Consider the following 13,388-nt stretch of genomic DNA (forward strand, 5'->3'; position numbering starts at 1 on the left):
TGCAGGAGCGCGCACGATCTGCAGGGGATCCGCGCGGGAACGCGCCGTACTCCGTCAGATCGACGCGCGGATGCCGGGATCCCCTGCAGACGGTGCAGAGGCCCTGCGGAGCGAGACCCGGTGCGCTCTGCAGACACCCGTACGATTCGCAGGAGTTCTGCGCAGGAACGCCTCTTCCTCCGCCCCACCGGTGCACCCGCCCGGCGGATCCCCTGCAGACCGCACGCGGACACGCCGAGAGGGCCGGCGACTCCCCTGCAGACGGCACCGGGACGCTCCGGACGAGGCCCGCGCCCGGTCAGCGCAGCTGCAGGGCCAGGAACAGGTCCGCGCGGTCCGACGTGTTCGAGAGGTCGCGCTGCGTCAGCTCCTCGACGCGCGCGATGCGGTACCGCACGGTGTTCAGGTGCAGATGCGTCTGCTCCGCGGCGCGCACCCACGAGCCGCCGCAGTCGAGGAACGCCGCGAGCGTCGCGACGAGCTGCGAGTTGTAGCGGGCGTCGTGCTCGATCAGCCGGCCGAGCACGAGCTCGACGAAGACGCTCCGGAGGTGGTCCGGCACCGCGGTCAGCAGCTGCACCGCCGAGGTCACCTCGCCGGCGTCGTTGATCCGCACCCTCGATCCGTCGCCGGGCACTCCCGGCAGCAGCATCCCGTACCGGGCGGAGCGCAGCGCACCGCCGAGTGCGGCGAGCGGAGTCGCGGCGCTCGTGCCCACGCGCAGCACCTGGTCGCCGAGCCCCGACCCGACCCGGCGCAGCGCCGCGGTGACGACCGAGAGCGGATCCGCGCCTGTGGGGATCGCGTCGGTCGCGTCGACCGGGAGCACCGCCACGACGCGGCCGTCCGCGTCTCGGCCGACCACGGCGCGGCCGAGGTGCGAGGCCGCGTCGGTGAGGATCCGGCGGGCGAGCTCGGAGGAGTCGTCGTCGTCGAACCCGGCGGCGATCACGGCGCAACGCCCGGCGCCTCCCAGTCCGAGCTGGCGGAGGTACACCGCCGCCTCGGGCTGCTCGCTGTCCTCCTCGACGAGCTCGAGCAGCCGGTCGGCGAGGGCCGTGTCGGCCAGCGTCTCCGCGTCGCGTTGCAGGCGGTAGAGGCCCACCACTCCGGTCAGCTCGGTGACCGCGTCCAGCAGCGACGGGTGCCACTCGTTCCAGTCGCCGGCCACGACCACGAACCACTGGGTCGCGCGGTGCTCGTCCGCTCCGCCGACCGCGAAGACCGAGAGCGTGCCGCCGTGGGCGTCCGCGACGGTCACCGGGTTCTGCCGCGCGGTGAGCCCGGCGTGCACCACCCGCTCGATCTCGGTGAGGCCGAGCGGCTCCGCGGACGCGGCGGAGCGCCCGGTGGCGGTCAGCACGCGCACAGGACGCCCGAGCTCGCCGGACGTCCGCGCGATCAGCTCGTCGAGGAGCTGTCCGCGGTACACCTCCGTCAGCAGCTGCCGCTGGCGGGCGAGCCCCGCGGTGAGCCTCGCCACCCGGTCGCCCGCGAGGGCGTTCGAGAGGTGCGCCGTGATCGAGGCGAACGACACGTCGGCCGGCACCGCGAACAGCGCCACTCCGTGCGCGCGGCACGCCTCGACGACGTCGTCGGGCACGAAGCCGTAGAGGCCCTCGCCCGCGAGCAGGGCGACGGCACCGGAGGCGGCCACCGCCGACACGAAGGTCTCGCTGTCCTCGGGGGTGCGGCGCCACATCATGCCGGTCAGCACGAGCTGGTCGCGAGCGAGGTAGCGGCGAGGGTCGAGCAGGTCGGTCGTGAAGGTCCAGTTGACCGGGCGCGCGAGCGCCTCGGGAGTGGTGAAGACGGCGCGGATCCGCAGCTGCGGCGCGTCGAGGAGGTCCTGGAGCTGCACCGTCAGCTCCCCCGGTACGTCGAGTAGGCGAACGGGCTCAGCAGCAGCGGCACGTGGTAGTGCGCGCCCTCGTCGGCGAGCCGGAACGCGATCACCACCTCCGGGTAGAACGACTCGACGTCGCCGAAGTAGGCGGCGGTGTCGAAGACGACCCGGTAGACGCCCGCGGGCAGCGACCGGGGCCCGAGAGCGGCGACGCGCCCGTCGGAGTCGGTGCTCGCCTCGGCGAGCCGCTCCCAGCCCGAGCCGGCGCGCGCCTCGAGCACGACCGGCACCCCCTGGGCGGGACGCCCGTGCACGGCATCGAGGACGTGGGTCGTGACGTGGCTGGCGTGCGCGCTCATCGGGCGGCCTCCTCGGTGACGGCGCCGGTCGCGGGCCCGAGGGCGCGAACGCGCAGGACGGTGATCTCGCGGAGCTGGTCGGCGACGATCGCGCTCTCGGCGTCGTCGTCGAGGGAGAGGCGGCGCTCGAGCTCCCCGACGATCTCCTCGCGCGAGCGACCGGCCGCGCGGATGAGGAACACCCGGTCGAACCGCTCCTCGTAGGCGCGGTTGCCCGCGATCAGGCGCTCGGCGAGGGCCTCGTCGCTCGAGAGGCTCGCGGCCTGCTCGGCGGCCGAGAACGCGGAGGCGCGCCCGGAGGCGGCGTGCCGCTCGCCGATCCGCGGGTGATCGGCCAGGGCCGAGTCGATCTCCTCCGGGGTGAGCGTGCGCGCGACGCGGTCGGCGGCCTCGGCGAGCAGCCCGGTCGAGGCGTACGGCGCTCCGCCCGCCACCTCGTCGGCCCAGCGGGGCACGGCGAGGCAGGCGAGCAGGGCGTCGCGGAGGGGGGCGGGGGTGGTCATGGACTCTCCTCGTCGGGCGGCGGGGTGGGGCACGATGGTGGGATGGAGGCTGCTGCGGTAACCGGGATCGTCCTCGCCGCCGGCGCGGGTCGCCGTGCGGGCGGCCCGAAGGCGCTGCGCCGGGCCGCGGACCGGACCCCGTGGCTCGCGCTCGCGGTCCGGCGCCTCGAGGCGATCGGCTGCGGACGGGTGCTGGTCGTCCTCGGAGCGGGAGCCCACGAGGCCCTCGCTCTCGTCCCGGAGGGCGCGGACGCCGTCGTCGCGGAGGACTGGGCGGACGGGATGTCCGCCTCGCTGCGCGCCGGTCTCGCCGCGGCCACCGGCGACGCCGCGCTCGTGACGCTCGTCGACCTCCCGGAGGAGCCCGCCGCCGTCGGTGCGCGGATCCTGGCGGCGGCCCCGGACTCGCCCGACGCGCTCGTGAGAGCGGTCCACTCCGGTCGACCCGGTCATCCGGTGCTGATCGGCCGCGCGCACTGGGCGGCGCTGGCCGGCGGGCTGCACGGAGACGCGGGAGCCCGCGACCACCTGCGCGACCACGGTGCCGTCGAGATCGAGTGCGGCGATCTGGCCGACGGCCGCGATCACGACGGGCCCGCCTGATCCAGGGCGTCGCCGAGCGCCCGCCAGGCGAGCGTCGCGCAGACCGAGCGCACGGGGTTCGCGGCCACCGCGAGCAGCGCCTCCTCGTCGCCGAGCACAGGGTCGGCGACCCGCAGCCTCATCGAGGTGAGGAACGCCCCGACGCGAGCGCGCAGGGCTTCCTCGTCGAGTCCGTCGAGCTCGTCGACGAGCAGCGACGCCGAGCCCTGCGACAGCTCGCAGCCGCGTCCCGTCCAGCGCAGCGACACGGAGTCGTCCACGCGCACGATGCGCACCACGAGCCGGTCGCCGCAGGTCGGCGTGAGCAGCTCGGCGCGGCCGAGCACCTCCTCCGTCACGTCCTCGTCGATCCGGCCGATCGGGTGACGCGCGTGGGCCCGGATCAGATCCGCGGCCTCGACGGCGCTCACGCCCGGTCCTCGATCTCGGAGAGCTCGGCGTAGACGGTGCTGATCCCGGCGATCCGCTCGCGCGCCTCGCGCGGACGGGCGCCGAGGACCCCCGAGGCGAGCAGCGCGACCGCGCTCATCGCCGCGGCGTAGCTGTCGAAGGCCGACTCGCTGTCGACCGGGCACTCGAGCCAGACCGCGGCACGGTCGGCGAGCCGGCGGGCCTGCGGATCGGCGAGAAGCACGACCGGCACCCCGCGGTCAGCCAGCCCGTCCAGGAGCGCGGTGAAGGCCGAGGGCCGGCGCCGGAAGCCCACGAGCACGACGACGTCCTCGGCTCCGAGCCCCACGATCTCCTCGCCCAGCGACTGCCCCGGCTGCGGGGCCACTCTGACACGCGCGCGGGCCTGGGCGAGCTGCTGGCGCAGGTGGAGCGCCACCGGGTAGCTGTTGCGCATCCCCACGACCACGACCTCGCGGGCGGCCGCGACGAGCCGGACCGCCTCGTCCAGTCGTCCGTCGCCGAACGTCGTGGCGAGGCGCTGCAGATTGGCGCGCTCGCTCTCGAGATGGGCGGCGATCGGATCGCCGTGGGCGGAGGAGGGCCCCACGGGGACCCCGGAGCTGCGCAGCGCGCGCGCGTGCTCGCGCACCTCCTGCGAGTTCGAGAAGCCCAGGCGGCGGAAGAGCCGGGACACCGTCGCCTTGGACACTCCGCTGTGCGCGGCGAGCTCGGTGGCCGTGTAGATCGCGAGATCGCCCAGGTGATCCAGGATGAAGTCGGCCGCCCGCTGCTCCTGCCGCGAGAGCGACGCGTAGCCCGCGTCGATGCGGTGCCCGATGCTGGGCGGCGCGTCGGCGTCGGAGGGAGCGGCCGTCGTCATGCCCGCGACCTCGCGAAGGCGTGCACCGCCGCCTCGAAGGCGTCGAGCGCCACGGCCACGTCGGCCTCGGTCACGTTCTCCTCGGGGTGGTGGCTGACGCCGCCCTCGCAGCGGAGGAAGAGCATCGCGTAGTCGGTGAGCTCGGCGATCGCCATCGCGTCGTGGCCCGCCTTCGAGAACAGGACCATCGGCTCCTCGTCGCCGGTCGCGCGGATGCCCTCGCGGATCACGTCCTGGAGCGCCGCGGACGCGACGACGGCGGGAGCGCCGTGCGTCTCCTCGACGGTCAGCGAGAGCCGGCGGCGGCCGGCCGACTCCGACATCGCGTGCTGGATCCCGTCCCACACGCGGTCGCGGACGTCGTCGAACTCGGCGCGCAGGTCGATGCTGAACTCGACCCGGCCCGGGATCACGTTGACCGCTCCGGGGAACGCCTCGAGGCGGCCGACCGTGGCGATGCAGCCGTTGTCGCGGGCGATCCGCTCGACCGCGAGCACCGCCTCCGCAGCCCCGGCGAGCGCGTCGCGGCGGCGGTCGAAGGGCACGCCGCCCGCGTGACCGGCCTTACCGGTGAGCGTGACGGCGAAGCGGCGGGCGCCGGCGATGGAGGAGACGACTCCGAGCGCCCGATCGGCCTCCTCGAGGTACGGGCCCTGCTCGATGTGCGCCTCGAGGTAGCCGAGCAGGTCGTCGGCCGCGCGCGCCGCCGTCGAGATGCGGGAGGGGTCGAGTCCGAACTCGTGGAACGCCTCGACGAGCGTGGTTCCCTGCGCGTCCTCGAGCTCCCACCAGCGCTCGTCCCAGGTGCCGGCCACGGCGCGCGATCCGAGGAGCGCGGTGCCGAAGCGGGTGCCCTCCTCGTCGCCGAACGCGACGACCTCGATCGCGAACGGCAGTCGGACGCCGGCGGCGTTCAGGCGCGAGACGACCCCGATCGCCAGCATCACGCCGAGGATCCCGTCGTAGCGGCCGGCGTCGATCACCGTGTCGAGGTGCGAGCCGAGCATCAGCGCGGGCTGACCCGGGGTGGCGCCCTCGTAGCGGCCGCACTGGTTGCCCGCGGCGTCCTGCCACGAGCGCATGCCCGCCTCCTCCATCCAGGCCGCCGCCATCGCGTTCACGCGGGCGTGCTCCGGAGAGAGGTAGACGCGCTCGATCGCGCCGCGCGTGCTCGAGACGGCCGCGAACAGGTCGCAGCGCTCCATGATCGCGGCGGCGTCGACGGCGCTCACGCGGCGCTCCCGTACACGCCGTAGGCGCCGTCCACCCCGCCGCCCGGAGCGACGCGCGCACCCGCTCGGCGCAGCACCGCCTCGAGTGCCGCGAGCGTCGTCAGCACGGTGTCGGGGCGGGCGTTGTAGCCCATCGTGCCGATGCGCCAGACCTTGCCGTGCAGCGGACCGAAGGACGTGCCGATCTCGATGCCGAAGTCCTCGAGCATCGCGCCGCGGACCGCGTCGCCGTTCACTCCCTCGGGGATGCGGACCGCGACGACGTTGCTCATCTTGTGCGAGACGTCGCCGAAGACCTCGAGACCGAGGCCCTGCACGCCGGCGAGCATCGCCGCCCCGTGCAGCTCGTGCCGCGCGATCGTGTTCTCGAGGCCCTCCTCCACGATGATCCGGGCGCACTCCCGCGCGCCGTAGAGCATCGTGGTGGCCTCGGTGTGGTGGTTGAGCCGACGCGGACCCCAGTAGTCGAAGACCATGCCGAGGTCGAAGTAGTTCGAGCGGACGGGGCGCGCGCTGACCGCGTCGCCCTCGTCCCGGATCCCCGCCTCGATGCTCTTGCGCGACTCGATGACCGCGACCGCCTTCTCCGAGAACGTGGCGGGCGCCGAGCCGGAGGGTCCGCCGAGGCACTTCTGCAGCCCGGCCGTGACCGCGTCGAGCCCCAGTTCGTCGGCACGGAACGCGTTGCCCGCGAGGGACGCCGTGACGTCGGTGTAGAAGAGCACGCCGTGCTTCTCGCAGATCGCGCCGAGCTCCTCGAGCGGCTGCGCCATGGTGGTCGAGGTGTCGCCGTGCACCACGGCCAGCACCTTGGGCCGAACCCTCTCGATCGCCTCCGCGATGACCGAGACGGGGAACACCTGCCCCCACTCCGCCTCGATCACGTGCACCTCGGCTCCGCAGCGCTCGGCGATCTCGCGGAGGAGGTGGCCGAAGCGGCCGAAGACGGGCACGAGCACGCGGTCGCCCGGCTCGAGCATCGAGACGAGCGCCGCCTCGATGCCCGCGCGGCTGGTGCCGTCGACGAGCAGCGTCTTCTCGTTCTCGGTGACGAAGACGCGGCGGTAGAGCTCCTGCGTCTCGGTCATGTACGCCGTCATGGAGGGGTCGTACTGGCCGACCAGCTGCGCCGACATGGCGCGCAGCACGCGGGGGTCCGCGTTGATCGGGCCGGGACCCATCAGGAGCCGCGGGGGCGGGTCGATCGGCAGGAACGTCGAGATCGCGGGCGCGGTCGGAATGGGAACCACCTCTTCACGGACGGGGACGCAGGAGGAAAACCTGTTTCAAGCGCCCAGCATACGGAACAGACGTTTCACCCGTGTTTCGGCGCACCCGGCGATCAGGACCGGCCGAAACCGGCGGCGAGCTCGATCAGCGCGAGATCCGTGCCGCGCCCGCCGATCAGGCAGAGCCCGACAGGAGCGCCGTCCACGCTGAGCAGCGGCACCGACAGGGCCGGGTATCCGCCGATCCCCGCGACGCACGTCATGCTCAGCGTCGCCGTCCGCACCGCGTCGATCCGCTCGGCCGAGGCGTCGAGCGCGGGAGCGGGCGAGGAGGCGGAGGGCAGGAGCAGCACACGACCGTCGAGGGCGACGTCGAGCGCCCGCCTGAACCCCGCGAGCCGCAGCCGAGCGGAGGCGACGATCTCGGGACCCAGCAGCGACGCGGCGTCGAACCGGCCCTGCACGTCGGGGGCCAGTGCACCCGGATGCGCCGCGACCCACTCGCCGTCGGCGGCCCAGGCCTCCGCCGCCTGCACGGTGCGGAAGGCCTCGAGCATCCCGTCGACGGGCGGCAGCTCGACGCCCTCGGGAGCGGTGAGGACGCCGGCGGCGACCAGCGCCTCGACCGCGTCGGTGAACGCACTGCGCACGGCCGGGTCGGCCGACTCGAGCAGTGCCGGAGCGATCGCGACGCCTCCGCCGAGTGGGCGCTGCTCCGACCCGCGCAGCCCGACCCGGGCCGTGCGCAGCAGCGTCTCGGCGTCGCGCGTCAGCCAGCCCACCGTGTCGAAGCTCGGAGCCAGCGGCAGCAGCCCCTCGACCGGCACCGCGCCGTGCGTCGTGCGCAGCCCCCAGAGCCCCTGGTAGGACGCAGGGACGCGGATGGAGCCCGCCGTGTCGGTGGCGAGGCCGATGGCCGCCTGCCCGAGCGAGACGGCGGTCGCCGGCCCGCTCGAGGAGCCGCCCGGGATCGCCCCGGGCACGGCGGGGTTCGGCGGGGTCCCGTAGCCGGAGTTGCGGCCCGCGATGCTGTACGCGAACTCGTCGGTCTGCGCGATGCCGCGCACGGCCGCCCCGCCCTCCAGCAGATCGGCCACGGCCGGAGCCGTCAGCGACTCGATCGCGGCCTCGGCGAGGCGCACGGGCACCCCGGCGCCGATCCGCTGCCCCTCGATCGCGAAGAGGTCCTTCACCGCGATGTCGAGCCCGTCCAGCTCCCCCGAGCCGGTGCGAGGCACGAGCGGCGCGCCGACGACCCGCCACACCCGCGCGTCCAGCGCCGGCGCAGGTGCCTGCACCTGTGCGGCGCGCACCCGCCACACGCCCTCGTCGAGCGACCAGAGCTGCGTGACCAGACCTCGCCCCCCGCGGGACGGCGTGTTCACCGTGACGACCAGCGCGGTGCCGGCGTCCACCGCCCGCACGTGCAGCTCGGCGAGGCCGCGCGGAGGAGTCCCGCCGCGCCGTCCGCGGAACCCGGTGATCGCGTCGTGGCCGACCAGAAGCCCCGAGGCGTCGCCCCGGAGCGTCGTCGGCGCGCGGACGAACGCGTCCGCCAGCGCCGGCACGTCGTCGGCCGCGAGGGCGGCCTCGTACGCCACCACCGCGTCGACCAGGCCGTCCGGCAGCTCGCCCTCGAGCGAGGTCACGCGCGGGTCAGACATCGAAGTCCGCCGTCCGCACGCGGGCGTGCACGCCCTTCACGAGGTCCACGACCTGCGAGATGTTGAAGTCGGTCGCTGCGCTCAGATACGCGTAGGCCAGGCTCGCGTCCATGCCGTAGCGCGCCTGGAGCAGCGCGATGGCCGCGCGCACGCAGTTCTGCACCGCGACGTCGAGATCGGCGTCCATGCCGGTCGGCACCAGGAACTCGCTCGTCTCGCCCAGCGGCCCGACGAGCTCGCCGAACGCCGCGAGCGCGTCGGCGCGCGTCACCACCTCGAAGCGCACCCGCACGCGCAGGCTCGCCTCCATCGCCGTGAGCGCGACCTCGCCGTCGCCCTGCGCGAAGTGCGGATCCCCGACGTAGGCGAGCGCTCCGGGCACCTGCACCGGCAGGTAGAGGCTCGTCCCCGCCGTCAGCAGCGAGATGTCGATGTTGCCGCCGTGCGGACCGGGCGGCACGGAGTGCGGGCGCTCCTCGCCCGCGACCGCGACGCCCATGATCCCGAGGAACGGGTGCAGCTCGAACCTGGCCGAGCGCTCACCGCCCGCGACCAGCGGGAGCACGCCGCGCCGGATCCCGTCGGTACCGTCCTCGACGTGCGCGAAGGCGCTGAAGGGCCCCGCGGCGAGCGGGTACTCCCCCGGCAGCGCTCCGCGACCGTGCCGGTTCGAGATCACCCCGTAGGGCACGCGCGGCTCGGCCTCGAGCAGGGTCATCCGCAGCAGGTCGCCCGGTCGCGCGCCCCTCACGGCGATCGGACCGGTGACGACGTGCGGTCCGTCGGCCTCGACGTCGCGGAACGGACCGGAGGCGGCGAGCTCGATCGCGTCGCGCAGCACGCCCTCGGGAGCGACGCCGTGGCGGCCGAAGAACGCGACCGGATCGCGGCCCTGATCCTCCAGGACCCCCTCGTGGCTCAGGGTGTCGATGACGACCTCGGTGCCGGAGTCGATCGTCAGCACCGCGCGGTCGCTCGCGCAGGGCAGCCGCCCCCAGAGCACCGAGTCGGGGCTCGCAGGCAGGTACCCCACACCCTCCGGGATCGACTCTCCGGGCTGCACCGCCCACTCCGCCAGCCGCATGCGCCGCCCGCCTTCCTGCGCGGGAGCCTCCCGCGACCGTCCGACAGTACCGAAGCCGTGTTTCGTCTCTTCGCGCGCATCCGTGGCAGGATCGGCGGGGCTCAGCCCCCGCTCCACCCCGCGAGATGCACTCGAGCACGCGACCCGCCGTCGCGAGCGTGCCGGAACGGCCTCTCGCGGGCGCCTCCCCTCCCTCCGACGACAGGACCCCCGTGTTCCGACGCCTGCGCACCCGCACCGAGAACGTCCACCTCGGCCTGATGCTCGCCCTGACCTTCTCGACCGGCATCATCGACGCCGTCGGCTACCTCGGCCTCGACCGCGTCTTCACCGGCAACATGACCGGCAACGTCGTGATCCTCGGCATGGCCCTCGCCGGCGCCGACGACCTGCCCGTCGTCGGCCCGATCATCGCGCTCGTCGGCTTCATGCTCGGCGCCGCGATCGGCGGCCGCGTGCTGCGCCCCGTGAAGACCGGCTGGACGACCCGCTCCACCTGGCTCTTCACCGTGGTCGGCCTGCTGATGGCCGTGCTCGCGATCGTCCTCGGCGTCGTCCCCGAGCACCCGGAGCCGCTCGCCCTGACCGTGACGGGCATCCTCGGCCTGGCGATGGGTCTGCAGGCGGCGACCGCCCGCCACATCGCGGTGAAGGACGTGACCACGGTCGTCGTCACCTCCACCATCACCGGCTTGGCCGCCGATTCCTGGCTCGGCAGCGGCAAGGGCCAGCCCTGGTTCCGCCGCCTGGCGGCCGTCGTGCTGATCGGAGCCGGAGCCGGAGTCGGTGCCCTCGCTCTGAACGTCGGCCTCTGGCTCGGCCTCGCGATCGCCGCCGCCATCACCCTGATCGCGTCGCTGTTCGGCCACCTCGTCGCGCATGTGAAGCACGCTCCGGCATCCGAGAAGGCCACGGCCTGACCGCGCCGCTCCGCACCATCGGCAGTGCGGGGTGACCGTCGTCCGTCAGACCTCCGCACCCTGCCTCAGCTGAGGTCGCGCCGCTCCTCCGCCACCCGCGGCAGCAGCTGGCAGTGCGGGCAGAGGTGCGACGAGCGGTTCATGAACGGCGCCCGCACGATCGCCTCGCCGCACCGCGGGCACGGCTTCCCGGTCTGCCCGTAGGCGTTGAGGCTGTGCGAGAAGTACCCCGACGCCCCGTTCACGTTGACGTACTGGGCGTCGAAGCTCGTCCCGCCCTCGGCCAGCGCACGCTCGAGCACCGAGCGCACCTCCGCGAAGAGGCGGCGGATCCGCGGCTCGCTCAGCGACGCGCTCGAGCGCTCCGGGTGCAGCTCGGCCGCCCACAGCGACTCGTCCGCGTAGATGTTGCCGATGCCGCTGACGAGGGTCTGATCGAGCAGCGCCCGCTTGATCCCGCTGTTCCGGCGCCCGAGCGCCGTCACGATGCCGGAGAGGTCGAAGAAGGGATCGAGCGGGTCCCGCGCGATGTGCGCCACCTGCGAGGGGACGCGCGCGGTCCAGTCTCCCAGCGGCCCGTCGCCGGAGTAGCCGCCCGGGGCGCCGTCCGGGGTGGGCTCGAGCGTGTCGATCGCCATGGAGCCGAAGATCCGCTGGTCGACGAAGTGCAGGGCGAGCTCGCCGTGCTCGGGGTGCTCGATGGCGATCCGGATGCGCGTCAGCCTGGCCGGCGGCGCATCCGCGGCGCGCAGCAGCACCTGCCCGCTCATCCCGAGGTGCACGAGCAGGGCCTCGTCGCGGCCGGCGGGCATCCAGAGGAACTTCCCGCGGCGCACGGCTCCGGCGAGCCGGCGTCCGACCAGCAGACGCTCGAACGTGCCGTGGGGATGCACGTGGCGCTTCAGCGAGCGCTCGTCGACGATCTCGACGCCGGTGACGAGAGATCCGGTGACGGCCGGGGCGAGGCCGGCGCGCACCACCTCGACCTCGGGGAGCTCCGGCACGCCTAGACCCCGGAGAGGGGCGGCAGTGCCGCGAGGCGTGTCCAGGCGTCCAGCGCGGCCGCCATCTCGGCGGCCTTCTTGCTGGTCCCCTCGCCGCGGGCGGTGACCAGACCGCCGACGATCACGGTGGCCACGAACACCTTGTTGTGGTCGGGCCCGGTGGCGGCGATCTCGTAGCGCGGGGCGGGCGCGCCGCGCTCGGCGGCCGCCTCCTGCAGGCTCGTCTTGGGGTCCATCGAGACCCCGAAGCGTCCCGGATCCGCGCGCAGCGGAGCGATCAGGCGCAGGACGAGGTCCCGCGCGGCGTCGGGACCGGTGCCGAGGTACACGGCGCCGATGATCGCCTCGACGGTGTCGGCGAGGATCGACGCCTTCTCGCGACCGCCGGTCAACTCCTCGCCACGACCGAGGCGGACGAACGCGCCCAGCCCGATGCCGCGGGCGATCTCGGCCAGCGCGACCGTCGAGACGAGGCTCGCGCGCCGCTTCGCCAGGTCGCCCTCACTGAGGGCCGGGTACTCCGTGTAGAGCATCACCGTGACGGCCTGGCCGAGGATCGAGTCGCCGAGGAACTCGAGGCGCTCGTTGTGCGGGATCCCCCCGTGCTCGAAAGCGAACGACCGGTGCGTCAGTGCGAGCTCGAAGAGCTCACCGTCGAGGCTCACGCCGAGCGTGGCCTCCAGACGCGACCGGTCGTCGCTGGAGGGTGATGCGGAGGTCTGGTTCACCATGGACCACTCGACGCCCGCCGCTGAGCGGCGGACGGCCGGAGGAGTCGGATCAGACGTCGGCGACCTTGCGGCCCTTGTACTCGAGGAACAGCGCGGTGCCCGCGGAGTCCTCGACGACCTTGGCGCGGTGGGGGAGGCTGTAGACGACCTTGCCGTTCTCGACGGTCTTGACCAGCTTGGGGGCCTCGGCCTTCCACTGCGAACGACGGGCGTGGGTGTTCGCGCGGGACTTCTTCCTCTTGGGAACAGCCATGATTCTCTCTTCTCTACCTAAGGTCCCGTAACGGGGCTAGTCGGATTCGGTGCGGGCGTTCGCGCCTGCACCGCTGTCTGCGGAAGCTCCGGGCGCTGCGGCCCCGCCGTTCCCCGTCTCGCTCAACCCGGCGAGCGCGGCCCACCTGGGGTCGTGCGGCGCATCGGGTTCGCGCTCGGAGGAATCGGCCAGCCGCTCCCCCGTGACGGGGTCGAGGCCCGGACAATCCGGCCGGCAGACCGGCTGGAACGGCAGCGACAAAACCACCGCATCCCTGACCAGAGGTTCAAGATCCACGTGGTCGTCGTGAACCTCATAGTCGAAAGCTTCGTCAGAAGAGTACGCGAAAAGTTCCTGGAACTCGACATCGACAGGCAGGGAGATGTCGGTGAGGCACCGGCTGCACTCGCCGACGGCCTCCGCCGAGACCTCGACACTGGCCAGGATCCCCTCGTGCACCGACTCCACGCGGACGTCGAGCTCGATCGGAGCGCCCTCGCGGACAGCCACGATCCCCTCGCCGTACTGCTCGGGCGCGTCGATGTCGAGACGGTGCTCGCGCATCTCCCCCGGACGGCCGATGAGATCGCGCACGTGCACGGTGAACGGCGTCTTTCGGAAAGTAGTCACGAGGGTCCATCTTACGCCCGGGAGCGCCGTCCGAGCGGGAGGCGCCGAAGTCGAGGG

Annotated in this window: 15 protein-coding genes; 2 read left to right on the forward strand and 13 right to left on the reverse strand. The window is 73.6% G+C overall.

Annotated features, from left to right (window positions below; translation table 11 throughout):
* Positions 1-298 precede the first annotated feature (298 nt).
* From IOC53_RS00195 to uraD, 3 genes are read right to left on the reverse strand one after another with little or no spacing between them, the layout of a single operon-like run.
* The gene (locus IOC53_RS00195; protein ID WP_207402380.1) at positions 299-1,861 is read right to left on the reverse strand and encodes a helix-turn-helix domain-containing protein; all 1,563 of its coding nucleotides are present in this window, start codon (positions 1,859-1,861) and stop codon (positions 299-301) included.
* Between the two features lie 2 nt (positions 1,862-1,863).
* Entirely contained in the window at positions 1,864-2,205 is a 342-nt protein-coding gene (gene uraH, locus IOC53_RS00200; protein ID WP_207402381.1) for a hydroxyisourate hydrolase, read from the reverse strand.
* Positions 2,202-2,708: a 2-oxo-4-hydroxy-4-carboxy-5-ureidoimidazoline decarboxylase gene (gene uraD / locus IOC53_RS00205; protein WP_207402382.1), complete on the reverse strand. Its 507-nt coding sequence runs from the start codon at positions 2,706-2,708 to the stop codon at positions 2,202-2,204. Before uraD ends, uraH begins: the two co-directional genes overlap by 4 nt.
* A 42-nt stretch (positions 2,709-2,750) precedes the next feature.
* Here uraD and IOC53_RS00210 point away from each other — a divergent pair, with 42 nt between their 5' ends.
* The gene (locus IOC53_RS00210) at positions 2,751-3,311 is read left to right on the forward strand and encodes an NTP transferase domain-containing protein (protein ID WP_207402383.1); all 561 of its coding nucleotides are present in this window, start codon (positions 2,751-2,753) and stop codon (positions 3,309-3,311) included.
* Here the strand turns inward: IOC53_RS00210 and IOC53_RS00215 are convergent.
* From IOC53_RS00215 to IOC53_RS00240, 6 genes are all read right to left on the reverse strand, one after another.
* Positions 3,293-3,721 (reverse strand): iron-sulfur cluster assembly scaffold protein, encoded by a 429-nt coding sequence (locus IOC53_RS00215; protein WP_207402384.1) that lies wholly within the window; start codon positions 3,719-3,721, stop codon positions 3,293-3,295. The genes IOC53_RS00210 and IOC53_RS00215 overlap by 19 nt on opposite strands.
* Positions 3,718-4,584: a MurR/RpiR family transcriptional regulator gene (locus IOC53_RS00220; protein ID WP_207402385.1), complete on the reverse strand. Its 867-nt coding sequence runs from the start codon at positions 4,582-4,584 to the stop codon at positions 3,718-3,720. Before IOC53_RS00220 ends, IOC53_RS00215 begins: the two co-directional genes overlap by 4 nt.
* Entirely contained in the window at positions 4,581-5,816 is a 1,236-nt protein-coding gene (locus IOC53_RS00225) for an allantoate amidohydrolase (protein ID WP_207402386.1), read from the reverse strand. The genes IOC53_RS00220 and IOC53_RS00225 overlap by 4 nt, the downstream gene beginning before the upstream one ends.
* On the reverse strand, positions 5,813-6,997 hold the full coding sequence (locus IOC53_RS00230; RefSeq protein WP_207402534.1) for an alanine--glyoxylate aminotransferase family protein: 1,185 nt from the start codon (positions 6,995-6,997) through the stop codon (positions 5,813-5,815). The genes IOC53_RS00225 and IOC53_RS00230 overlap by 4 nt, the downstream gene beginning before the upstream one ends.
* A 161-nt stretch (positions 6,998-7,158) precedes the next feature.
* Positions 7,159-8,709 carry an AtzH-like domain-containing protein gene (locus IOC53_RS00235; RefSeq protein ID WP_207402387.1) on the reverse strand — a complete coding sequence of 517 codons (1,551 nt, stop codon included), beginning with the start codon at positions 8,707-8,709 and terminating at the stop codon, positions 7,159-7,161.
* Positions 8,702-9,793 carry an acetamidase/formamidase family protein gene (locus IOC53_RS00240; protein WP_207402388.1) on the reverse strand — a complete coding sequence of 364 codons (1,092 nt, stop codon included), beginning with the start codon at positions 9,791-9,793 and terminating at the stop codon, positions 8,702-8,704. The genes IOC53_RS00235 and IOC53_RS00240 overlap by 8 nt, the downstream gene beginning before the upstream one ends.
* 212 nt (positions 9,794-10,005) lie before the next feature.
* On the opposite strand from IOC53_RS00240, the gene IOC53_RS00245 reads away from it, so the two are divergent.
* Positions 10,006-10,713, forward strand: coding sequence for a YoaK family protein (locus IOC53_RS00245; RefSeq protein WP_307785997.1), 708 nt, complete (start codon positions 10,006-10,008; stop codon positions 10,711-10,713).
* Positions 10,714-10,778: 65 nt separating this feature from the next.
* Here IOC53_RS00245 and mutM read toward each other — a convergent pair whose 3' ends face one another.
* Genes mutM through IOC53_RS00265 form a run of 4 tightly spaced genes read right to left on the reverse strand, consistent with a single transcriptional unit; the run spans position 10,779 to position 13,265 of the window.
* Entirely contained in the window at positions 10,779-11,717 is a 939-nt protein-coding gene (mutM, locus tag IOC53_RS00250) for a bifunctional DNA-formamidopyrimidine glycosylase/DNA-(apurinic or apyrimidinic site) lyase (RefSeq protein WP_207402390.1), read from the reverse strand.
* 2 nt (positions 11,718-11,719) lie between these two features.
* Positions 11,720-12,448 (reverse strand): ribonuclease III, encoded by a 729-nt coding sequence (gene rnc / locus IOC53_RS00255; RefSeq protein WP_207402391.1) that lies wholly within the window; start codon positions 12,446-12,448, stop codon positions 11,720-11,722.
* Positions 12,449-12,497: 49 nt separating this feature from the next.
* Positions 12,498-12,701 (reverse strand): 50S ribosomal protein L32, encoded by a 204-nt coding sequence (rpmF, locus tag IOC53_RS00260; RefSeq protein WP_207402392.1) that lies wholly within the window; start codon positions 12,699-12,701, stop codon positions 12,498-12,500.
* Between the two features lie 36 nt (positions 12,702-12,737).
* Entirely contained in the window at positions 12,738-13,265 is a 528-nt protein-coding gene (locus IOC53_RS00265) for a DUF177 domain-containing protein (RefSeq protein WP_207402535.1), read from the reverse strand.
* Between the last annotated feature and the right edge of the window lie 123 nt (positions 13,266-13,388).

The organism is Rathayibacter sp. SD072 (assembly GCF_017355185.1).
GTDB lineage: Bacteria > Actinomycetota > Actinomycetes > Actinomycetales > Microbacteriaceae > Rathayibacter.